At 62.6% G+C, this 21,495-nt stretch carries 23 protein-coding genes; 11 read left to right on the plus strand and 12 right to left on the minus strand.

Going from position 1 to position 21,495, the window contains the following annotated elements:
- Both chrA and OHD58_RS18450 read left to right on the plus strand, forming a co-directional pair.
- The gene (gene chrA, locus OHD58_RS18445; protein WP_263804877.1) at positions 1 to 1,365 is read left to right on the plus strand and encodes a chromate efflux transporter; all 1,365 of its coding nucleotides are present in this window, start codon (positions 1 to 3) and stop codon (positions 1,363 to 1,365) included.
- A 274-nt stretch (positions 1,366 to 1,639) separates the two neighbouring features.
- A complete protein-coding gene (locus OHD58_RS18450) occupies positions 1,640 to 2,083 on the plus strand; it encodes a hypothetical protein (RefSeq protein WP_263804878.1) in 444 nt (147 codons plus the stop codon).
- Positions 2,084 to 2,189: 106 nt separating this feature from the next.
- Here OHD58_RS18450 and OHD58_RS18455 read toward each other — a convergent pair whose 3' ends face one another.
- The 6 genes from OHD58_RS18455 to lgt all read right to left on the minus strand — a co-directional run bounded on the left by OHD58_RS18455 (position 2,190) and on the right by lgt (position 7,897).
- Positions 2,190 to 3,125 (minus strand): ribose-phosphate pyrophosphokinase, encoded by a 936-nt coding sequence (locus OHD58_RS18455; protein ID WP_263804879.1) that lies wholly within the window; start codon positions 3,123 to 3,125, stop codon positions 2,190 to 2,192.
- A 145-nt stretch (positions 3,126 to 3,270) separates the two neighbouring features.
- Positions 3,271 to 3,855, minus strand: a complete 585-nt coding sequence (locus OHD58_RS18460) for a hypothetical protein (RefSeq protein WP_263804880.1) — start codon at positions 3,853 to 3,855, stop codon at positions 3,271 to 3,273.
- Positions 3,856 to 3,910: 55 nt separating this feature from the next.
- Positions 3,911 to 5,062 carry a M24 family metallopeptidase gene (locus tag OHD58_RS18465; RefSeq protein WP_263804881.1) on the minus strand — a complete coding sequence of 384 codons (1,152 nt, stop codon included), beginning with the start codon at positions 5,060 to 5,062 and terminating at the stop codon, positions 3,911 to 3,913.
- A 1-nt stretch (position 5,063) separates the two neighbouring features.
- Positions 5,064 to 5,858 carry a peptidoglycan editing factor PgeF gene (pgeF, locus tag OHD58_RS18470; protein WP_263804882.1) on the minus strand — a complete coding sequence of 265 codons (795 nt, stop codon included), beginning with the start codon at positions 5,856 to 5,858 and terminating at the stop codon, positions 5,064 to 5,066.
- Between the two features lie 102 nt (positions 5,859 to 5,960).
- Positions 5,961 to 7,049 (minus strand): class I SAM-dependent methyltransferase, encoded by a 1,089-nt coding sequence (locus OHD58_RS18475; RefSeq protein WP_263804883.1) that lies wholly within the window; start codon positions 7,047 to 7,049, stop codon positions 5,961 to 5,963.
- Entirely contained in the window at positions 7,046 to 7,897 is an 852-nt protein-coding gene (lgt, locus tag OHD58_RS18480) for a prolipoprotein diacylglyceryl transferase (RefSeq protein WP_263804884.1), read from the minus strand. The genes OHD58_RS18475 and lgt overlap by 4 nt, the downstream gene beginning before the upstream one ends.
- Before the next feature lie 124 nt (positions 7,898 to 8,021).
- Here lgt and OHD58_RS18485 point away from each other — a divergent pair, with 124 nt between their 5' ends.
- The 5 genes from OHD58_RS18485 to OHD58_RS18505 all read left to right on the plus strand — a co-directional run bounded on the left by OHD58_RS18485 (position 8,022) and on the right by OHD58_RS18505 (position 10,184).
- The gene (locus OHD58_RS18485; RefSeq protein ID WP_263804885.1) at positions 8,022 to 8,297 is read left to right on the plus strand and encodes a type II toxin-antitoxin system ParD family antitoxin; all 276 of its coding nucleotides are present in this window, start codon (positions 8,022 to 8,024) and stop codon (positions 8,295 to 8,297) included.
- Positions 8,287 to 8,589, plus strand: a complete 303-nt coding sequence (locus OHD58_RS18490; protein ID WP_263804886.1) for a type II toxin-antitoxin system RelE/ParE family toxin — start codon at positions 8,287 to 8,289, stop codon at positions 8,587 to 8,589. The genes OHD58_RS18485 and OHD58_RS18490 overlap by 11 nt, the downstream gene beginning before the upstream one ends.
- An 81-nt stretch (positions 8,590 to 8,670) precedes the next feature.
- On the plus strand, positions 8,671 to 8,994 hold the full coding sequence (locus OHD58_RS18495; protein ID WP_263804887.1) for an accessory factor UbiK family protein: 324 nt from the start codon (positions 8,671 to 8,673) through the stop codon (positions 8,992 to 8,994).
- A gap of 317 nt (positions 8,995 to 9,311) precedes the next feature.
- A complete protein-coding gene (locus OHD58_RS18500) occupies positions 9,312 to 9,812 on the plus strand; it encodes a YbjN domain-containing protein (protein ID WP_263804888.1) in 501 nt (166 codons plus the stop codon).
- Positions 9,813 to 9,821: 9 nt separating this feature from the next.
- Positions 9,822 to 10,184 (plus strand): tRNA-binding protein, encoded by a 363-nt coding sequence (locus OHD58_RS18505; RefSeq protein WP_263804889.1) that lies wholly within the window; start codon positions 9,822 to 9,824, stop codon positions 10,182 to 10,184.
- Here the strand turns inward: OHD58_RS18505 and arsK are convergent.
- The 3 genes from arsK to OHD58_RS18520 all read right to left on the minus strand — a co-directional run bounded on the left by arsK (position 10,181) and on the right by OHD58_RS18520 (position 13,412).
- Entirely contained in the window at positions 10,181 to 11,470 is a 1,290-nt protein-coding gene (gene arsK / locus OHD58_RS18510; protein WP_412177240.1) for an arsenite efflux MFS transporter ArsK, read from the minus strand. The genes OHD58_RS18505 and arsK overlap by 4 nt on opposite strands.
- Positions 11,471 to 11,586: 116 nt before the next feature.
- Complete coding sequence (locus OHD58_RS18515; RefSeq protein WP_263804891.1) at positions 11,587 to 13,041, minus strand: NAD(P)-binding domain-containing protein; 1,455 nt, start codon at positions 13,039 to 13,041, stop codon at positions 11,587 to 11,589.
- A gap of 50 nt (positions 13,042 to 13,091) precedes the next feature.
- Complete coding sequence (locus OHD58_RS18520) at positions 13,092 to 13,412, minus strand: ArsR/SmtB family transcription factor (protein WP_263804892.1); 321 nt, start codon at positions 13,410 to 13,412, stop codon at positions 13,092 to 13,094.
- A 146-nt stretch (positions 13,413 to 13,558) separates the two neighbouring features.
- Between OHD58_RS18520 and OHD58_RS18525 the strand changes: the two genes are divergently transcribed.
- The 3 genes from OHD58_RS18525 (at position 13,559) to OHD58_RS18535 (ending at position 17,395) form a co-directional block, all read left to right on the plus strand.
- Positions 13,559 to 16,093, plus strand: coding sequence for a heavy metal translocating P-type ATPase (locus tag OHD58_RS18525; RefSeq protein WP_263804893.1), 2,535 nt, complete (start codon positions 13,559 to 13,561; stop codon positions 16,091 to 16,093).
- 144 nt (positions 16,094 to 16,237) lie between these two features.
- Entirely contained in the window at positions 16,238 to 16,639 is a 402-nt protein-coding gene (locus OHD58_RS18530; protein ID WP_263804894.1) for a DUF305 domain-containing protein, read from the plus strand.
- A gap of 159 nt (positions 16,640 to 16,798) precedes the next feature.
- On the plus strand, positions 16,799 to 17,395 hold the full coding sequence (locus OHD58_RS18535) for a PadR family transcriptional regulator (RefSeq protein ID WP_263804895.1): 597 nt from the start codon (positions 16,799 to 16,801) through the stop codon (positions 17,393 to 17,395).
- Between the two features lie 67 nt (positions 17,396 to 17,462).
- Here OHD58_RS18535 and OHD58_RS18540 read toward each other — a convergent pair whose 3' ends face one another.
- Complete coding sequence (locus tag OHD58_RS18540) at positions 17,463 to 18,758, minus strand: ATP-binding protein (RefSeq protein ID WP_263804943.1); 1,296 nt, start codon at positions 18,756 to 18,758, stop codon at positions 17,463 to 17,465.
- Between the two features lie 479 nt (positions 18,759 to 19,237).
- Here OHD58_RS18540 and OHD58_RS18545 point away from each other — a divergent pair, with 479 nt between their 5' ends.
- Complete coding sequence (locus OHD58_RS18545; RefSeq protein ID WP_263804896.1) at positions 19,238 to 19,801, plus strand: T4SS efffector SepA family protein; 564 nt, start codon at positions 19,238 to 19,240, stop codon at positions 19,799 to 19,801.
- A gap of 302 nt (positions 19,802 to 20,103) precedes the next feature.
- Here the strand turns inward: OHD58_RS18545 and OHD58_RS18550 are convergent, their stop codons facing one another.
- Both OHD58_RS18550 and OHD58_RS18555 read right to left on the minus strand, forming a co-directional pair.
- Entirely contained in the window at positions 20,104 to 20,808 is a 705-nt protein-coding gene (locus OHD58_RS18550; RefSeq protein WP_412177241.1) for a response regulator, read from the minus strand.
- A gap of 30 nt (positions 20,809 to 20,838) precedes the next feature.
- The gene (locus tag OHD58_RS18555) at positions 20,839 to 21,339 is read right to left on the minus strand and encodes a MarR family winged helix-turn-helix transcriptional regulator (RefSeq protein WP_263804898.1); all 501 of its coding nucleotides are present in this window, start codon (positions 21,337 to 21,339) and stop codon (positions 20,839 to 20,841) included.
- Between the last annotated feature and the right edge of the window lie 156 nt (positions 21,340 to 21,495).

A 21,495-nucleotide genomic window follows, 5' to 3' on the forward strand; every position in this document is an offset into this window, starting at 1 on the left:
ATGACCAGCACCGAAGACGCCGCCGCGAATGTTCCCACGGCATCTCGCGCAACGCCGAGCTTCGCCGAGGCCACGCGTGTCTTCGCGAAGATCGGCCTGTTGTCCTTCGGCGGTCCGGCGGGGCAGATCGCATTGATGCACCGTATACTTGTCGACGAAAAACGCTGGCTCGACGAGCCTCGGTTCCTGCATGCGCTGAACTACTGCATGCTTTTGCCCGGTCCGGAGGCGATGCAACTCGCCACCTATGCCGGCTGGCTGCTGCACGGTGTCAGGGGCGGGCTCGTCGCCGGCCTGCTTTTCGTGCTGCCGGGTGCCGTCGTCATCACCGCGTTGTCGGCGATCTACATGACGGTCGGGCATATGGAACTGGTCCAGGGCCTGCTGTTCGGGCTGAAGGCGGCGGTGCTTGCCGTGGTGCTCGAAGCGCTGATCAAGGTTTCGAAGCGAGCGCTCAGAGGCGGTTTCATGGTGGCGCTGGCGATCGCAGCTTTCATTGCGATCGCGTTCCTGAAACTGCCGTTTCCATTGATCATCGCGGTCGCCGCGCTCTGCGGCGCCTTGCTCCACCTTTCGGGTTATTCGACAACCGCTAGCGGACCTGAGCTTCGCCCCGAACCCACTTACGAAATGCCCGAATGGACGAAGCCCAACGCGCGACGCTTCTTCTCCACGCTCGCCGTGTGGCTGGCGATCTGGTTTCTGCCGCTGTTGCTGCTGCATGCCGCGCTCGGCAACGGCAATGTTTTCGCGACCGAGGCGAATTTCTTCTCGAAGATGGCGGCGGTGACGTTCGGCGGTGCCTATGCCGTGCTTGCCTATGTCGCGCAGCAGGCCGTCGAGGTGTATGGCTGGCTGAAACCCGACGAGATGCTGACGGGGCTTGGTCTTGCCGAGACGACGCCAGGCCCGCTCATTTTGGTGCTGGTTTTCGTCGGTTTTCTCGGTGGCGCGCGCCTCTCCGGCCTCGAACCGCTAATCGGCGGCATCGCCGGCGCGGCGGTCACGCTGTGGTTCACCTTCGTACCGTGCTTCCTATGGATATTCGTCGGCGCGCCGTATGTTGAAACGGTGCGCAACGTGCGCTGGCTGGCGAGCGCGTTGTCGGCCGTGACGGCTGCGGTGGTCGGCATCATCGCCAATCTCGCCGTCTGGTTCGCCCTGCACGTGCTTTTCGCTACCGTTGGCGAACTGGCGTTCGGGCCATTTCTTCTGCCGGTGCCGGATTGGGCGAGCTTCGATGGCGCATCGGCGCTGATTGCCATCGCGGCGGGCGTCGCGCTGATCCGCTACAATGCAAACATGATCGCGGTGCTGGTCGTTGCCGCGTTGGCGGGTATGGCGTGGTGGTTGACGGTGTTCTGATCAGCTTCGTGTACAAAGGGTGACTTGCGTTTGGCCGGTTGATTCAGAGCTACTGGTCAGGGGCAATCATTGGCCCGCCGATCGATTCCGATATGGCGTACCACCACCAAGTGTTGCGGTGGCACGTCCTGACGGGAAGCTGTCAGGAACATTGTGCGACACTGCTCTACGGCGGTGTCTCGCAACGAAAGGCCTTGCGACCATGACGATGACGATTTCTCCGTTTCTCACCGCGCTCGGATCCGAAGGTCCCTCTGCCGACCGGGCGAAAGACATGGACCTGTATGGATGGCTGATCGGAAGCTGGGAAATGGACACGGTCCACCACCTCGACGACGGCACAATCCAGAAATCGACTGGAGAAATCCATTTCGGCTGGGTGCTCGAAGGCCGCGCGATTCAGGACCTCTGGATCAGGCCCAAGCGTCCCGAGCCGTCCACTATGTATGGCACGACTTTGCGTGTCTTCGATCCTGCGATCGGCGGCTGGCACATCATCTGGAGCGACCCGCTCAACCAGGACTACTCGCGCCAGATCGGGCGGGCCGAGGGCAAGGACATCGTCCAGATCGGCGATGACTCGCGCGGCCTGAAAACGCGATGGCGTTTCACCGAGATCACCGCCGACAGCTTCCATTGGATCGGCGAGGAAAGATTTTCCGAGAGCGACCCTTGGCAGATCACCTACGAACATTTTGCCCGCCGAACAGATTCCTGAAGCCAATGCATGTCGCCCGAAAATGTCCTCGGTTTCGGGATAACGACATGAATCAAATCAAGGAATCTGATGCGCGGCCGCCGAATCCTGTTCGGCGCAACGCGCTTTAGTCGAACAGGCTCGACACCGATTCCTCGGTAGCGGTGCGCGAAATTGCCTCGCCGATCAGATCGGCGATGGAGACGACGCGGATATTGGGCGCGTCGACCACGCCCTGCGAAGGCTGGATCGAATCGGTGATGACCAGTTCCTGCAGCTTGGAGCCGGCGATGCGGGCAACCGCGCCGCCCGAAAGAACGCCGTGGGTGATGTAGGCGGTGACGCTGGTGGCGCCGTTGGCAAGCAGCGCGTCGGCGGCGTTGCAAAGCGTGCCGCCCGAATCGACGATATCGTCGATCAGGAGGCAGTCCTTGCCCTTGACGTCGCCGATGACGTTCATGACTTCGGATTCACCGGGGCGCTCGCGGCGCTTGTCGACGATGGCCAACTGCGCGTCGAGGCGCTTGGCCAGCGCGCGGGCGCGCACCACGCCACCGACGTCCGGCGATACCACCATGACGTTGGCGAGCTGCTTGTACTTGGCCTTGACGTCGCGGGCCATCACCGGCACCGAGAACAGATTGTCGGTGGGGATATCGAAGAAACCCTGGATCTGGCCGGCGTGGAGGTCGAGCGTCAGCACGCGGTTGACGCCGGCGCGGGTGATCATGTTGGCGACAAGCTTTGCTGAGATCGGCGTGCGGCCGGAGGCACGGCGATCCTGCCGGGCATAGCCGAAATAGGGGATGACCGCCGTGATGCGCCGCGCCGAGGAGCGCATGAACGCATCGATCATGATCAGCAGTTCCATCAGGTGGTCGTTGGTCGGAAACGACGTCGACTGCAGGATGAAGACATCCTCGCCGCGCACATTTTCCTGGATCTCGACGAAAATCTCCTGGTCGGCGAAGCGCCTGACACTGGCCTTTCCAAGCGGGACGTTGAGATAGCGTGCGACGCCTTCGGCCAGCACCCGATTGGAATTGCCCGCGAAAAGTTTCATTCAGTGTTCCTGGCGAATGCCCAGACCCGGATATGACGGGGCTTTTAGCGCCCTTGGCCGCTATTGCAAGCGCCGATGGCTCGAATCCTCGGTTGCATCGTCAAAAACGGTTGATGTTGCGTTGGAGTGACTCCCGCAACGAGACTTAACCGGTCCTTGCCGCCAGCCACGCCGCCAGTTGATCGACGGTCTGGTCGGCGATTCCCTGCATGGTCGGGGTGGAAACCGAGGCCCAGCCTTCGGCGTTGGCAGCAGGCGTCTTCTGCTGGCCCTGGATGCGATGCAGCCGATTGCCGGCGGGGTCGAGCACGTCCCAGACGTAGATGACGGTCGTTTCCTTGGCCTCGGTGATCGCCGAAAAATAACCTTTCAGCACCAGCGTCGCCGACCCGTCGCCGCCTGCCAGCTTGATGCCGCGTTCCTTGGCCTTCGCCGAAATGCGCTCGCTGAGCGGACCGGCTGCCTCGACGCTGGCGCCGACGATCGGTGCGATCTGGACCCGGGCGTTTGAATTGATCGCGGCCACCTGTCCGGCCGCAGGCGCCGCCGTGGTGCCCTGGGTTGCGGTGGGATCGGTGATGGAAGCGGTCGCCGTCGTTGCCGGACTGGTCGAGGTCGTCTGCTGGGGCGGGGTGATCGCCGAGGGATCGAGCGCCTCCGTGCTCGTGCACGCGGCAAGCGCCGATGCGGCAAAAAACAGGGACAAGCCGGTAGCAGCCGATCGCTTCATTCAGTGGAACTCCAAACGCACACTCGCCGGCGGCCGCATCCCTTGCAAGATGGACTCACTTCACGATCAAGTCGAGATCATGGCGCGACAGCGGCTTCGGCTGCGAATCGGTGGTCAGGTAGGTGCGCCCCAGCGTCATCGCGGTCTCGGTCTCGGAGTCCATGATGATCATGTGGGCAAACAGCGTCATGTCCGGGGCGATCGCCTCGGGATTGCCTTGATAGAACATCGGCATGTCCATCCAGGACGGCGTGAAGCGGGCGCCGAGCGAATAGCCGCAGGCGTTCAGCCTGTGCTTGGTCAGTCCGTGCGCTTCCATGATGCGCGCATGCGCGTCGAAGACGTCGCCGAACGTGTTGCCGGGGGTCATCGCCTTCTCGACGGCGAGGAGGGCGGCCTGCGCGGCGTCGAACAGTTCCTGATGCCGTTTCGATACCTTTCCGGTCAGCACCGTGCGCATCATCGCGGCATGGTAGTGGTGGAAGACGCCGGCCCATTCGAGCGTCAGCTGGTCGTTCTTGTTGAGCTTCCTGCGGCCGGCCTTATAGCGGCAGAGCAGCGCGTCGGCACCGGAGCCGATAATGAATTCGTTGGCCGGATAGTCGCCGCCGCCGGCGAATATGGCGCCCTGCATGGCAGCCAGGATGACGCCTTCGTCGGCGCCCTGCTTGATCAGCTTCAGCGCCGCGTCGAGAGCGTCGTCGGCAAGGGCTGCCGCCCTTTCGGCCTTCTTGATTTCGGCCGGGCTCTTGAACAGGCGCAGCCGCGAAACGATGCCCGAAGCATCGGCGATCTGGCCGAAGGTCTGCATCTGTTCGTCGACCCGGCGGCCATTGTAGGCGGTCAGCCCGTGCGTGTCGTATTCGATGCCGATGCGCGCGCCGAGCAGGTCGAGGTCGTTGAGCAAATTGCGCAGGTCGAGCGCCGGGTTGGCGCCGTCGCGATCCGTCCACAAGACGATGTTGTCGATCGTCGATGTATGGCGGGCCTGGCGCAGGTCGGCGGAGCGGGTCAGCAGCACCATCGAGCCGTCGGCCTTCACCACGAGGCACTGGAAGAAACAGAAGCCGAATGTGTCGTAGCCGGTTAGCCAGTACATGCTCTCCTGCGCGAAAAGCAGGACCGCGTCGAGTTTCTTTTCTGCCATCTCGATGACCAGCCGGTCGCGGCGCGCGTCATATTCGGTGCGTTCGAAGTGCAGCGCCATTTCAGGAATCCTCCAGGGCAATCGCGGAAATCAGCCGGCCGTAATCCGCTTCCTTACGGTGGGTGGCGCGGCGGTAGGAATAGAACAGATCTTCCTCGGCATAGGTGCAACGGCCGAGTTGGCTGGCCTGCACGCCTGCCTTGGCGAGGCGGTTGACAGTGTAGAGGTTGAGATCGAACAGGGCGTGTCCGGGCTTGCCCGAAGGCACGAAATAGCGGTCATTGCCAGCGTCCGCCGCGGCAAAACGTTCGACGAATTCAGGGCCGACCTCGTAGTTCGCCTGGCTGATCGAAGGGCCAAGCACGGCAATGATACGATCGCGCCTGGCGCCGAGGCCTTCCATGGCGGTGACGGTGTTTTCCAGGACGCCGGTCAGCGCACCCTTCCAGCCGGCATGCGCCGCGCCGATGACACGATGATCGGGATCGGCGAACAGCACCGGGCCGCAATCCGCGGCCGAGGCGCCGATCGCCAGTCCAGGCCGGTCGGTCACCATCGCGTCGGCCTTCGGGCGCGGTGGCGCGAAAGCGTCGCGCACCACGATGACGTCGGGCGAATGGATCTGGTAGACGGAAAGCAGATTTTCGGACGGCACGCCCATCCAGGCGGCGACTCGGCGGCGGTTTTCGGCGACTTTTTCGGCATCGTCATTCGAGCCGACACCGGTGTTCAGGCCGCGGTAGATGCCTTCGGAAACGCCGCCCGTGCGCGTAAAGAAGCCGTGACGGATGCCGGCCGTGGCCGCTTTTTCAAGCATTTCGGACCGGATTGGATCCGGTTTGGTCTGGTCGAGCATGGCCGCCTTGTCGTTGCAGGGACAGGATTCGTCAAGGCGCTTTCGCCGACGCGGCCCGTCCCGTTCGGGAGGCGGGACAGTGCGGCAGGCGAGGGGGCGAAGTCAATCCGGTTGGGGGAAGGCTGGCAACGCCAGGCCTTTCGGCGCCACCGCCAGAACCTTGAACAGCGTACCCATGTGATCCGGACCGGCCAGCCGCTCGACTTCGTCGGAAAGCCGCCGTCGTGTTGCCTCGTCGGCTTTGGCGCCCAGGCTGCCGGCGCGTTCGAGCAATCCCATGTCCAGGAGGAAATCGCCCTGGGTCGCAAAATGCGAATCGAGGCTTGCCTGTCGCGCGGCTGCGGCCAGGGCCGAAAAATCCACATGCGCCGTGAGGTCGGCTTCGCCGGGATGCGCCAGCGGGTCGTCATAGGCATGTTTCAGCAATGCCTGCAGCGTATCGCCCACGCCGGGGTTTCGATAACCATAGTCGATGAACAGCCCGGCGCCGCCATCGCGCGCAATGCGTTCGGCAATGCTCTGCATCAACGCCATGCGGGCCGGCGCGAGTTCAACAACCGCACCGTCCAGTGCTTGTGCGTGACCTGGCGGAAGCAGCGAAGGATCGACGGAGCCCGCACCCGCAAGGAAGGTCAGATTGCCGGTATCGTCCAGCCCGACCACGCGCTCACGCCAGCCGTTCGGCGTCTTCACATATTGACGTATCGGAAGCGCATCGAACAGTTCGTTGCCGACGATCAGCAGCGGTTGTCTCGGCAACTCGTCGATGCTTTGGCGCCAGTCGAAGCGGCCGCCGGCGCCTTCCAATGTCGTCGCTTGCGCCCGGCCGAGCTTCTGGCTGGTTTCGATCAGGTTGAAACCGGCATTTTCGCGCAATTTCGGCTCCAGTTTACCGATGGTTCGGGCGATATCCTTCATCAAGGTACCGCGGCCCGGGCCGATCTCGGCGATCAGCGGTTTTTGCGGTCGATCCAGTGCATGCCAGGCAGCGACCAGCCAGGCGCCGATCAGTTCGCCGAACATCTGGCTGATTTCCGGGGCGGTGGTGAAGTCGCCCACGCGGCCGAACGGGTCGCGCGTCATGTAGTAGCCATGCTTCGGATCGGAGAGGCAAAGCGCCATGTATTCCGAAACCGTGATAGGCCCCAATGCCTCGATGAAGTCGACGATGCGCTCTTTCAGCTTGGTCATGCAGTGGCGGATGTCGCGGTCTGGCGGGCGGTGACCATGGCCCAGGCGCCGACCAGCACCATCGGCACCGACAGCACCATGCCCATGGTCAGCCAGTCGCCAACGAGATAGCCGAGCTGCTCGTCCGGCTGGCGGAAGAATTCGACCAGGATGCGGGACAGTCCGTAGCCGGCGACAAAGGCGCCGGCGATGAAGCCCGGCCGTTTCAGCTTCAGGAAGCCATGCGTCAGCAGGCGCAGCACGAGAAACAGAACCAGGCCTTCGAGTGCCGCCTCATACAGTTGGCTCGGATGACGCGGAAACGGCCCTCCATTCGGGAAGACCACGCCCCATGGCGCATCGGTGACGCGTCCCCACAATTCGGAATTGATGAAGTTGGTGCAGCGTACCACACCGAGCGCCACCGGCACGCCCGCCGCCACGACGTCGAACAGCGTCCATATGTTGATGCCGCGCGAGCGGGCGAACAGGATCATCGCCAGTGTGGTGCCGGCAAAGCCGCCATGAAACGACATGCCGCCGTCCTGGAGAAACAGGATTTCGACCGGGTTGGCCATGTATTTGGGCAGGTTGTAGAAAAGCACGTAGCCGAGGCGGCCGCCTGCGACGATACCGACTGCTGCCCAGATGACAAAATCGTCGAGATCGAGTGCCTTCATAGGCAGCCGGCCGTCCGGCCACAGCCGGGCGTTGGTTACCAGCCGTTTTGCGTACCACCAGGCAAACAGGATGCCGACGACGTAACCGACGCCGTACCAGTGAACCTTCAGTGGCCCGACCTGGAAGATGACCGGGTCAATGTTCGGGAAAGGCAGCGCGGCAAGCGGCAGCAGGAAATATTCGGTCAAGCGCGAAATCCGGTGGCAGGATCAGTTGGGCGCGGACCATGCGGCAGGCTTTTGGCAGGGTCAAGGCAAAGGAATTGTATGACAGTGTAACAACGTGATAGTGTCATACACCAAGGAGAATGCGATGCGTACCAGCAAACCGATCACCGTCACCCTGGGCAAGCAACAAGGCAGTCTCGACGCCCGACTTGCGTCGGGCAGCTACGAGTCGGCCAGCGAGGTGATGCGGGCAGCACTGCGTGCGCTTGATCGCGAAGAAGATGCGATCAATGCAGTCATGCGCATCAAGATACGCGAGGCGCTGGACGATCCCCGACCGGATCTTTCCGCCGAGGAGGTTTCCGAGCACTTTGAACGCATGCACAAGGACCGGATGAAGGCTTCCGATCGTGGTCTATAGGGTCACTTACCGCCCATTGGCGGTTTCTGACCTGGACCGGATTTATGAATTCATCGCTTTGGACAGCCCCGAGCGGGCTTTTGCCTTCGTCAACAGGATTCGCGCACACTGTGCCAAATTGTCGGAGATGCCGGAGCGCGGCGTGCCGCGCGACGATCTGGCATTCGGCATTCGCACGCTGAGTTTCGAGCGGCGGGTGGTTGTCGCCTACAGGGTGGACGACAAAGCCGTCCAGATCGTCCGCGTGTTTTATGCAGGACAGGATTTTCCATCGGAATGGGTGGAATCCTAGCGATGTCTCTCAACCCGTATCCTTCCGCCTTGCATTCGCCGGCTTCCGCCATTACCTCCGGATAAACGCACGGGGTTTGCCATGACGACCGGACCGAACCGCATTCTGGACGAATTCGCCAAGCTGATGACCGATGCCGCCGGCGCCGCGCAGGGCGTGCGCCGCGAGGTCGAGACCGCCTTCAAGTCGCAGGCGGAAAAAGTGCTCAATTCGATGGACGTCGTGCAGCGCGAGGAGTTCGAGGCGGTGCGCGACATGGCGCTGAAGGCACGTGCCGAGAACAAGAAGCTCGAGGCGCGGCTTGCCGAACTCGAGGCGAAACTGTCGGGGGCCTCGGGCGAGGGCGCTGCCAAGGCGTCCGAAGCCACCTCAAAACGCGCTGCCAAGCCTTCCCCAAAAAAATAATTCGTTAATCTTGTCCACAGGGCCGGATTCGAAAAACGCTTTGGCGTGAATCGCTTATCCGGCTTGCATGAATCTTTGCGACAGGCTCTGTCCACACCCCAATGCCGCATTGCAAAAAAAGGGGCTGGCGCCGCGACTCCGCATCAATACACTGAATTTGTTGCATGATTCGGGGACGGGTCATGCGCCGGGCAGCGGAGGTTCCGGCATGGGGATGTTGTGTTGCCTTCCTGCCCGCGCTTGAGTTTTCTCGTTGTTGTCGTGTGCCCTCCCGGGAGCGTGCGGTGGCGTTCCCAGAACGACAGGAAGCATTTTTCATGGAACTTCTTGAGATCGAACTCGCCCGAGATTGCCATCCGGTCGATGTCATCGAGCAGGTCGCGCACAACAATGACTGGTCTTTCGAACGGACCGGTGACGACGAGATTTCCATCTCGGTTGCCGGCACCTGGACCGACTATCAGGTTTCCTTCTCCTGGATGGAGGATTTCGAGGCGTTGCATCTCGCCTGCGCCTTCGACATCAAGGTGCCGGAGAGCCGCACGCTGGAGGTGATGCGGCTCCTGTCGCTGATCAACGAGCAGATGTTGTTCGGACATTTCGACCTGTGGGAGCAGGAGGGGGCGATTATGTTCCGCCAGTCGCTGCTTCTCGCTGGCGGGGCCGAGCCGACCAGTCAGCAGGTCGAGGTGCTGCTCTCCAGCGCTCTCGAAGCCTGCGAATGCTATTTCCAGGCCTTCCAGTTCGTCGTCTGGTCGGGCACGTCGGCCAAGGAGGCGCTGTCCAGCGTCTTGTTCGAAACTTTCGGCAACGCCTGAGTTCTTTCGATGAATGCTGGCGGCGGGCCAAGGAAGCCTGAAATCACCTTTGCCGATTTCGACCGTGTCGACATCCGTGCCGGCACCATCGTCGAGGTCGAGGCCTTTCCCGAAGCGCGCAAGCCGGCCTTCAAGCTGAGAATAGATTTCGGGCCCGAGATCGGGATGAAAAAATCCTCGGCCCAGATCACCAAATATTATACGGCGGAAACCCTGGTCGGCCGGCAGGTGATGGCGGTGGTCAATTTTCCGCCGCGCCAGATCGGCAAATTCATGTCGGAAGTGCTGACGCTCGGCATGCCGGACGAAGACGGCGATGTCGTGCTCACCGCGATCGAGCGCACGGTGCCGAATGGCGGCCGGCTGTTCTAGCTGGCCACGGGTGGGCTGCCCGCCAGCCTGGTCACCGCGATGAAGGCGAATACCGACGCCGCTCCAACCACGCAGGTGGCGACCAAAGCGATGTGGACGCCGAACTGTTCTGAAACGAAGGCGAATATGAAGGGTGCCGCGGCGGCGACCACCAGCCGTATTCCGGTTATCCGCCCGACCAGCGCGCCGTAGCCATCGCTGCCGAACAACGTCAGCGGCAAGGTCCCCTGGACGATGCTGTTCAGGCCGGATCCCGCGCCGAAAAGCAGGGCGAAGACGATTGCGCCACCCAACCAGGGCGCGGTCGCGAGCAGAATGGCGATCGCCAGCGGCAAGGCCGCCGCCGAAACGATGGCGAGCCTTGCCGGGGACATGCCGGCGCCGAAGATCATGTTGATGAACCGCGCCAGCACCTGTGCCGGGCCGAACACGGTGCCGACCAGCACGGCCATCGCCCCGAGGCCGACCGCGCCTAGCATAGGCACCATGTGCACCAGCAAGGCAGAGAGCACGAAGCTCATCAGGGTGAAGCCGGCCGCCATCAGCGCGAAGGCTTTCCGGCGCTGCGATGCCGCGAGGCTGCCGATCACCCGGATCGGCATCTCCGGCGGCACCGGCACGTCGGCCTGCTCGACTGCCGCTTCGGTGGCGAGCGGCTTTGCCGCGGCAGTCGGCTTCTGCCGGGTCAGCATGGACAGGCGCCAGTGGATCGGCAGGCAGACCAGGATGTTGACGACCGCGAAGGCGAGATAGACCGAACGCCATGTCAAATGTTCGTGCAGCAGTGTTGTGAAGGGCCAGAACAGCGTCGAGGCGAAGCCGGCAATCAGTGTCAGATGCGTGATCGACCGCTGCGCCCGGTTCGGTGCGATCTGGACCAGAAGGGCGAAGGCCGCGTTGTATTGCACGAGCCCCGACGCCACCTCCAGCACCAGGAGAGCGACAAAGAAGCTGATGCGTTCGGGCGCCAGCGCGCAGGCCGCCAGCGAAAGTGCGGCGGCGATCGAGCCTATCGTCATGATGTGGGCGGCGCCCTGGCGATCGATCCAGTGGCCCGTCAGTGGCGCCACCAGCCCGCCGGCCAGAAGTGCCGCCGACAGCGCCCCGTAGACCCATTCGAGCGACCACGAAAAGTCGCGCGCCATTTCAGGCGCGAGAATGCTGAAGCTGTAATAGAGCGTGCCGTAGCCGACGATCTGGGTGACGCCGAGGCCCCAGACAACCAGGGCGAGGTGCCGGTCGGAAATGCGCATGAAGGCGGCTTTCTGGTGAAGCGGAAAATCCATGGTTACGGAGCCACCCCTTCACCAGCCGGAGATTGTAGCCGGCGCAAGAACCAAAGAATGGATGCCGATGCGGCCAGCCGCCGTGCGGTCGGACTTAGCCGGCATCGGCGGTCCACTCATTCCGTCGTTTCGAGCGCTTTGGATTGCACTGTCTGTTTCTCGGCCGACCGGCTTGCCGAACCACAGCCACAGCCGCCCAGTCCCGCCGTCTTGGCTGCGGCATCCGCCACGCAGCAGGCATCCACCGTTTCCGAAGCCGGGCCGCCGCAGCACCCGGACCGCGCTGAATCCGCGCCGGCGCCGGTGGGATAATCGGCGCTGCAGACGCCGGTCTCCGGCAGCACGAGTTGCACTTCACGTGCGGCCTTGGCATCCCCGGCCAATTCGGCCACCACGGAGCGAACCTGCTCGTAACCGGTCGCCATCAGGAAGGTCGGCGCACGGCCATAGGATTTCGAGCCGACAATCGTGAAGCCCGGTTCCGGATGAACGAGTTCGGCGATCCCATGCGGCGGGACCGTGCCGCAGGAATGGAAGTTTGGATCGATTAGCGGCGCCAGTGCCGGCGGCGCCTCGACGACAGGATCGAGGCTCACGCGCAGTTCGCCAAGGAATGAAAGGTCTGGACGGAAACCGGTCGCCACGATGATGCGGTCGACATCGAGGGCGTGGGGCTCTCCGTCAAGGCGCGCGGCCACCCTCAGATACGCCTCCTTCTGTTCAACTTGCTCCACCGAAAATGGCGCAAGCATTTCGAGCCGGCCCTCATCGATCGCCTTTTTTGCTGCCAGACCCAGCGCACCGCGTTCGGGCAGCTGATCGTTGAGGCCTCCGCCCAACAACCGGTCGATGCGGTTGCGGCGCAGAGCCCAGAAGACTTTCGTACCTGGGGCCGCTTCCTGCAGACTCAGCAAGGCCAGGGCGGCGTTGATCGCCGAATGGCCGCCGCCGACGACAAGAACGCGCTTGCCCGCGTAGGTCTCGCGCTCGGCATGAAGAACGTCCGGAATGCCGTAGGCAATATAGCCTGCTGCCTGCGGTTCGCCCTTGACCGGCAAACCATCGACACCGATCGGATTTGGGCGCGTCCATGTGCCTGAAGCGTCGATCACCGCCCGAGCGCGGGCCTGGTGCACCGAACCGTCACGGTCCAGGTAACGGACGATGAAGGCCGCCCGCTCACGGCCCGTGGACGAGATCTTGTCCAGACCTTCGCGGGTGATGGCGGTAACCTCCGCGCCAAGCCGCAAATGCGGCGCAACGGATGGGAGTGCCGCAAGCGGCGAAAGATAATCCCCGACCAGTTCGCCGCCGGTCGGCAGGCCTGCCGCATCCGGCGCAGACCAGCCCGCCTTCTCGAGCAAGGAGCGGGCAGCCTTGTCGATGTTGAAGGACCAGGGCGAGAAAACCCTGACATGCGCCCATTCCAGCAAGGTGGCGCCGACCGAAGTGCCGCGCTCCAGGATCAGCGGTTCGATCCCGCGGACGATCAGATGCGCAGCCGCTGCAAGGCCTACCGGCCCGGCGCCGATAATTGCAACCGGAAGATCGGGGGTGATCGCTTTGTTCATTGATTCGATCCTTCTAGCAATTTCGAATTATGAGTCAAAAAAGAGAGTGGTCAGGCGACCGCTTCCTTTGCGACAGGAGGGCAGGTGCCGTCGGCGCAGCATTCATCGGCGAGATAGCCGATCAGGGCCTGCATGCCTGGATAGTTGGCGCGACAGATCAATGTCGTTGCTTGCCGTTCCTGCGTGCACAAACCCGCATCGATCAGGCGCTTGCAGTGATGCGACAGCGTCGACGCCGGGATGTCGAGCTTTTCCTGGATCTTGCCGACAGGAATTCCTTCGTCGCCCGCGCGCACGAGGATGCGATAGATGGCTAGGCGGGTCGGGTTGCCCAACGCTTCGAGCTGAGCGGCTGCTTTTCCGAGTTTCATGGAAATATGAATACGCTTTGCTTGCGGATGCCGTCAAGGTAATTTCGAAAATTTTCGAATTACAATTGTGCGCATGGCCCTTGACCTTCCAGTTGCTGGAAGCCCTACCTGTGGCTCATCTGAACAAAAGCATGCGAGAATCGGCAATGAACGAGAGCAGTCACAAGCCGCACGGCGGCCACCACCATCATGGCCATGACGCCCATGGTGCCTGCTGTTCGTCGAAGCCGGCAGGCGTCGTCGTTGCCGAAACGGTGGTCCGCGACCCCGTCTGCGGCATGACGGTGGACCCCGACGCCGGCAAGCCGACGGCAGAGCACGCCGGACATACCTTCCATTTCTGCAGCACATCCTGCCAGGGCAAGTTCGCCAAGGATCCCGAGCAATATCTTACGGCCACCGATCCGGTCTGCGGAATGACAGTCGACCGCGCCAGCGCGAAACATTTCGCCCGCCATGAGGGGCAGGGCTTCTATTTCTGCTCGGCAGGCTGCAAGGCGAAGTTCGAGGCGGAGCCGCAAAAGTATCTCGGCGACCGGCCGGCGCCCGAGCCGATGCCGAAAGGCACGCAATACACCTGCCCGATGCATCCGGAGATCGTGCGCGACAAGCCGGGCTCGTGCCCGCTGTGCGGCATGGCGCTGGAGCCGATGGGCGTGCCCACCGGCGACGAGGGGCCGAACCCAGAGCTTGTCGATTTCGCCCGCCGTTTCTGGGTGAGCGCGGCACTTGCCATCCCGCTGCTGGTCATCGGCATGGGGCCGATGCTGGGCCTGCCGGTGCGCGACTGGATCGGCGAGCCGCTGGTGACCTGGCTGGAACTCGCGCTGGCAACGCCGGTGGTGCTGTGGGCAGCCATCCCGTTCTTCCATCGCGGTTACGAGTCCATCGTCAACCGCAGCCCCAACATGTGGACGCTGATCTCGCTCGGCGTCGGCGCCGCCTATCTCTACAGCCTGGCCGCAACGCTGTTTCCCGATCTTTTCCCGCATCAGTTCCGCGGCCATGGTGGCAGCGTGCCGGTCTATTTCGAGGCAGCAAGCGTCATTGTCGCGCTGGTCTTTCTCGGCCAGGTGCTTGAACTGAAGGCGCGCGAGCGTACCGGCTCGGCAATCCGCGCGTTGCTCGACTTGGCGCCGAAGACCGCGCGTCGCATCGGCAAGGACGGTTCCGAAACCGATGTGCCGCTGGACGAGGTGGTGACCGGCGACTTGCTGCGCGTGCGGCCCGGCGACGGCGTTCCGGTTGACGGGGTGGTCACGGAAGGTCGCTCCTCGGTCGATGAATCGATGATTACCGGCGAGCCGCTGCCGGTCGAGAAGAACATTGGCGACACCGTGACGGGCGGTACGCTCAACAAGAACGGCTCGCTCGTCATGCGGGCGGAAAAGGTCGGTGCCGACACCATGCTGTCGCGCATCGTCGAGATGGTGGCCAAGGCCCAGCGCTCCAGAGCGCCCATCCAGGGGCTGGCCGACCGCGTTTCCTATTATTTCGTGCCGGCCGTCGTGCTGGTGGCGATCCTCTCCTTCGTCGGCTGGGCGCTGTTCGGGCCGGCGCCGTCGATGATCTTCGCCATCGTCTCGGCGGTATCTGTGCTGATCATCGCCTGTCCGTGCGCGCTTGGGTTGGCGACGCCGATGTCGATCATGACCGCCACCGGGCGCGGCGCCCAGGCCGGCGTTCTGATCAAGGATGCCGAGGCGCTGGAGCGTTTCGCCTCCGTCGATACGCTGATCGTCGACAAGACCGGCACCTTGACCGAGGGCAAGCCGAAGCTGACCGACGTGGTAGCCGTTGAAGGGTTCGGCGAGGACAAGCTTCTCGGCTTCGCGGCGGCGCTCGAAAAAGGCTCCGAGCATCCGCTGGCCGAAGCGATTGTGGCGGGTGCCGAGGAACGCGCCGTCAAGGTTGTGGAGGCGAGCGACTTCGAATCCGTCACCGGCAAGGGCGTTTCCGGCACGGTTTCAGGCAAGGCGGTCGCGCTCGGCAACCAGGCGATGATGGACGATCTCAAGGTCGATACGGGCGCCTTGGCCCGAGAAGCGGACGCGTTGCGCGGCGGCGGCAAGACGGCGATGTTCGTTGCGGTCGGCGGCAAGCTTGCCGGCATCGTCGCCGTCGCCGACCCGGTCAAGCAGACCACGGCCGAGGCGATCCGCGCACTGCATGAGCGCGGTCTCAAGATCATCATGGCGACGGGCGACAACGCCCGCACTGCGCAGGCGGTGGCGAGAACGCTCGGCATCGACGAGGTGCGCGCCGACGTGCTGCCGGAGGGCAAGAAGGCGCTGGTCGACGAATTGCAGGCCAAGGGCGCCAAGGTTGCGATGGCCGGTGACGGTGTCAACGACGCGCCCGCTCTCGCTGCCGCCGATGTCGGCATCGCCATGGGCACCGGCGCCGACGTGGCGGTCGAAAGCGCCGGCATCACACTGGTGAAGGGCGATCTCAACGGCATCGTGCGCGCCCGCACGCTTGCCCAGGCGACGATCGGCAACATCAAGCAGAACCTGTTCTTCGCCTTCCTCTACAATGTGCTCGGCGTGCCGGTTGCCGCAGGATTGCTCTACCCGCTCACCGGCACCTTGCTGTCGCCGATGCTGGCCGCCGCCGCGATGAGCCTGTCCTCGGTGTCGGTGATCGCCAATGCGCTCCGGCTCCGGGCGTTGAAACTCTAATGCATGTCGCCCGAAAGTGTCCTCGGTTTCGGGATAACGACATGCATCAGATCAAAGAATCTGAAGCGCGGCCGCCGAATCCTATTCGGCGCGGCGTGCTTTAGACATTCGCCCCCAACTGCCAATTCCAATCAGGAGATCAGAATGAGCTTAATGAAGAAGATCGTGCTGGCACTCATCGCCGCAGCGCTGCTCGCCACCTTCGCTCTCGAGACCGTGGTGCGGGCGCAGACCGACCACAGCGGCCACGGTACCGGTGCCGTGTCCTCGACGGAAGCTGCGGATGCGCCGGCTTCCCAGGCCTACAAGGCTGCGATGGACAAGATGCATTCGGCCATGTCGGCGCAAAAATACACCGGCGATGCCGATGTCGACTTCGCCGTCGGCATGATCCCGCACCATCAGGCGGCGATCGACATGGCAAAGACCGTGCTGCAGCACGGCAAGGATCCGGAAATCCGCAAGCTCGCCGAGGACGTCGTCGCAGCGCAGGAACGCGAGATCAAGCAGCTTGAAACCTGGCTGGAGAAGCATCCGGCCAACTGACGGGAGCGGCCATTTGGATGTGAAAAGGGCAGCGGCGACGCTGCCCTTTTTTGTTTCTCGGGATGCGAGATAGTGTCTGATAAGCGATCGTATTGACAAAAGATATATCGTTGACTAGATAAGTCTCACCGGAAACATCATCCTTGAAAGGAAAAACTCATGTTCAACCATCGATTTGCCCAAGAGCATCGGCACGGCCACGGTCATTGCAAGATGTCGGGGCGCGACGGCGGCGATGCTTCGCACGGCCGGCGCGGACGCGGCGGACCGTTCGGCCGTCATCGCGGCGGACCTTTCGGCGGTCGCGGCCCGCGTATGTTCGATCCCGGCGCGTTGCGCCTGGTCGTGCTCGGCCTGATCGCCGAGGAACCGCGTCACGGCTACGACATCATCAAGGCGCTGGAAGCCCGCTTCCAGGGTGCCTACAGCCCGAGCCCAGGGGCCATTTATCCGATGCTGCAGATGCTGGAGGAGGCCGATCTCGTCTCCTCGACGATGAACGGCAACAAGCGGCTCTTCACCATCACCGGCGAAGGCCTCGCCTGGCTCGAGGAGAACCGCGCCGAACTCGACAAGATCAACGCCCAGCTTGACGAGGCTTCAGAAGAAATCAGCGGCTTCGCGATCGGCGAGGAGATGCGGGCCTTGCGCCGCGCCATCCATGGCAAGCTGCGCAGCGGCACGCTGACTGCGGAACAAGCCGAAAAGGCCCGCGACATTCTCAGGAAAGCCCGCGTCGACCTCGACAATCTCTGATACCGCATCCGGAAATGAGCGGCGGCTGTCCGCCGCTCATTTTGCCGGTTGTCCGTGCTTCGTGAGCTTAAGCCGGCACCTTGATGACGGCCCGCAAGCCGCCCATCGGGCTGTCTTCGAGCGAGATGTCGCCGCCGTGGCTGCGGGCGATGTCACGGGCGATGGCGAGGCCGAGCCCGGTGCCGGTGGAATCGAGGTTGCGGGCTTCGTCGAGCCGGAAGAACGGCTTGAACACCTCCTCGCGTTTTTCGGCAGGGATGCCCGGGCCGTCGTCGTCGATGGTGACCGTCAGCCAGCCGCGCATGTGCACGGCATCCACTTCGACGTTTTCCGCATAGCGGAAGGCATTGCCGACGATATTGGACAGGAGCCGCGAAAAGGCGTTCGGCCGCACATGAACCTCCGGCCTGCCGGTCAGTGATGTCTTGATGGTGCGCTTGCGCAGCTTGGCCTCATCGCCCAGCTTGTCGAAGAAGGCGCGCAGGTCGAAGCGGCCGGCATCCTCGCTCGTCTCGCCGCGGGCAAAGGCGAGATAGCCTTCCAGCATCGACTGCATGTCGTCGATGTCCTGATCCAGCGCCTTGGTGTCCTCGTTCTGACCGGCCAGCGCCAGCTGCAGCTTGAAGCGGGTGAGAATGGTCCTCAAATCGTGGCTGACGCCGGTGAGCATCGCCGTGCGTTGTTCGATCTGGCGCTCGATGCGTTCGCGCATCTGGATGAAGGCGACGCCGGCACGGCGCACTTCCTCGGCGCCGCGCGGCCGGAAATCGCGTGGCATCTGCCGCCCCTTGCCGAAGCTTTCCGCAGCCTCCGCAAGCTTCATGATCGGCCGGATCTGGTTGCGCAGGAATGGCACGGCGATCATCAGCAGCACCAGCGAGGTGCCAACCATCCAGAGCAGGAAGATGTGAGTGTTGGAGGCATAAGCCTGGCTGCGGCGGGCAAACACCCGGAGCACCTTGTCTTCAAGCTGGATCCTGATCTCGACGATGTTGGAGTTGCCCACCGTGTCGAGCCAGAATGGCCGGTTGATCTGCTTGGTGATTTCCGACGACAGGATCTGGTCGAGGATCGAAAAGAACGGCTTCGGCCCCGGCGCGGGCAACGGGTCGGGCGGCATGATATCGATCTTCAGCGACAGCCGGTCCTGGGCGATGCGGATAACGTCGGAATAGCCGGGATCATGCGGATAAGTCTCGATCATCTCGATGATCGCGGCGATGTCGCGGGTGACCGCCTGCGACAGGCGCAGGGTCACCGTCTGCCAGTGGCGCTCCATGAACATAAAGGCGATCACCGACTGCAGCAGGATCATCGGCGCGATCACGATGATCAGCGAGCGCGCGTAGAGCCGCTTGGGCATGTAACGCGATACGAAACGCCAGAATTTCACCCAGCCGAGACGCCATTTCGCAATGAGGTGTGCCGTGCGCGTGCGCGGAAAAGTTCGTTCCGGCGTGATCTCGGAAGCCGCCATGTTTCCTTTCCAATTGGTGCCGGTCGTCTCGTCGATCCTGAACGACGGCAGCATGTCCGACAATCTAGTCCACACCCGGGTGTTCTCCAAGAACGCTGGAACCGGATGGTTGCCGTACCGAGGCGCTTTCCAGCCGATTCCCGCCGCGAAGGTTTTCGTCTCCCTTCTTACAGCCGGCTTGCGCCAACATATAGGCGCATCGGCTGCGACACCAATGACGATGCGCAGTCAGAGCGCCTGTGTTGAAAATCCGACGCTTGATCCACAAGCATGTTAATGGACGAATTATGTAACATATTCTGCTAGAAATAGCTTTCAGGATATGTTACATATCCTGCGCGCGATCAGACAAAACGGAGAAACCAATGATGCCTGTGGTCAGGATTAACGACGCCACCTTTTCCGACCTAAAGTCCATCTCGACTTGGTTCGGTACGAAAACGCCCAGCGAAACCATCGACCGCATGGTGCAGGAGGTAATGGAACAGCTTGGTATGGAGCGCGATGACGAGCCGGAAGATGCGACCATGACGAGTTCCGGTGCTATGGAGTTTGATACCGCGCCTGGACTCGCTTTCACGAAACCGCTTTCAGCTTCCGTGAATGGCAAGGCAATTCACGGTCCGCGTTGGTCTGCCATCCTGTTGACAACGATCGCACAACTTAAAGCTAAGGGGCTAGGGGGCGACAAACTGGTTCGCGAACTGCACATCCCGGCGAAGGCTGAGCAATACGAGGAGGAAGGGTTTAAGTATCACGCCAACCTCGGCATTTCGGTGCAGGGGCAGTCGGCATCAGAGGCTTGGAAGGAAATAGACCGCCTCGCTAAAAAGTGGCGCATTCCAGTTGTAGTTGAATTCTGGTGGCGGCAGAACCCGAAGGCTCAATACCCGGGCCGTACGGGGATGCTTCGAACGGGAAATAGCTGACCGGGATAGTAGTTGCGGGCATCCCGTCCGCAACTACTATTTGCGGGGAGGTGGTGGTCAACCAGCAGGCGCCGGCAACTATCCCTGCTCGGTCTATTCCTGCTCGGTCGCTGGCTCCGCCGCTCCCGCTCGGGCTCTTAAATGCGGAACTAGGCGACGTAGAGCGCAGGCAGGAAAAGCAGCATGATCGCCGTGCCGGCGTGATGCTGCCCATCATCGCATCGGCCGCGACACCAATGACATCAACGCGCAAAAACGGGCGCCTGGCGCCCGTTTTGGTCATAGCCGCAAGACGGATCGCGCTATTCGACGCTCAGCCGGTAGCCGATGCCGCGCACCGTCTGCAGCCAGATCGGGTTCGACGGATCGCGCTCGATCTTGCGGCGCAGCCGGTTGATCTGCACGTCGATGGTGCGCTCGCCGACATCCGATTCGCCGGCGACCAGTTCGTGGCGCGGGATCGTCTCGCCGGCGCGCTCGGCGAAGATCGCCAGGATCTCCTGCTCGCGGTCGGTCAGCTTCAGCGGCTCGCCGCCCTTCTTGAGCTCGCGCCGGGCGATCTGGAACGTGTAGGGTCCGAACACGATCTGCTCGAGCTTCGGTGTCGTGAGCGGTCCGCCACGGCGCAGGATGTTGTTGATCCGCAGGATGAGTTCGCGCGGATCGAACGGCTTCGGCAGATAGTCGTCGGCGCCGGCTTCGAGACCGTTGATGCGGCTGTCGGTCTCCGACAGCGCCGTCAGCATCAGGATCGGCACGTCCTTTTCGGTGCGCAGCGACTTGGTGAGATCAATGCCGCTTTCGCCGGGCATCATCACGTCGAGCACGATCAGGTCGAAATCGAGCCCGGCGAGCTTGCGCCGCGCTTCGTCGGCGGTTCCAGCCACGGTGATGCGGAAGCCGTGCTCCGTCAGGAACTGCTTCAGGAGGTTGCGGATGCGGGTGTCGTCGTCGACGACGAGCAGATGCGGTGCGTCATCGTCCGGCACAGCCACTGGCTCGGTCATATCACTGGTCTCCATGCACGTCCCGTTCCATCAGGGCAGATTGTCGATCTGGGGCCTCAGTTCGGGATTCACCATTGCCTTCAGAAAGCGCTCAACCGCCTCCCTGTCGCCCGGTCCCGCGTCCCTTAGTGCCTCGCGGATGCGGCGCGACTGTGGCCGAGCGAGATCGAGCGCCAGTGTACGCCCTTTCGCGGTCGGGTAAAGTTCGCGCTGGCGACGGTCGCGCGGTCCCTGCACCTGGATGATGTGGCCGGTGTCGATCAATTGCTTCAGCACCCGCGCAAGACTCTGCTTGGTGATCTTCAGCACGTCGAGCAGTTCCGCCACCGTCAGGCCGGGCATGCGATTGACGAAATGCAGGATGCGGTGGTGGGCGCGGCCGAACTCGTAATCGGCCAGGATCTGGTCCGGATCGGAGGTGAAGTCGCGGTAGGCGAAGAAGAACAGCTCGATGATGGCGAAGTCGATACCGTCGTCGCCGGTCAGCGCTGTCTTGATCGGTTTGGCGGTTGCGACGCTGGCTTCGGCCATGGAATTCCCGGCTATTTTCAAATTTATGTCAGTCATGTTGACATATTTTTTGGGCGATGGTAATTTTTGCCAAGCTTTTCGACGGATTGCTAACGAAAAGGCATGGTTGTGCGGTTTTTCCGGAACTTCCTTTAATTTGCCTTCTCCTTTTTATCC

This window comes from Mesorhizobium sp. ZC-5 (assembly GCF_025753855.1).
Lineage (GTDB): Bacteria > Pseudomonadota > Alphaproteobacteria > Rhizobiales > Rhizobiaceae > Neomesorhizobium.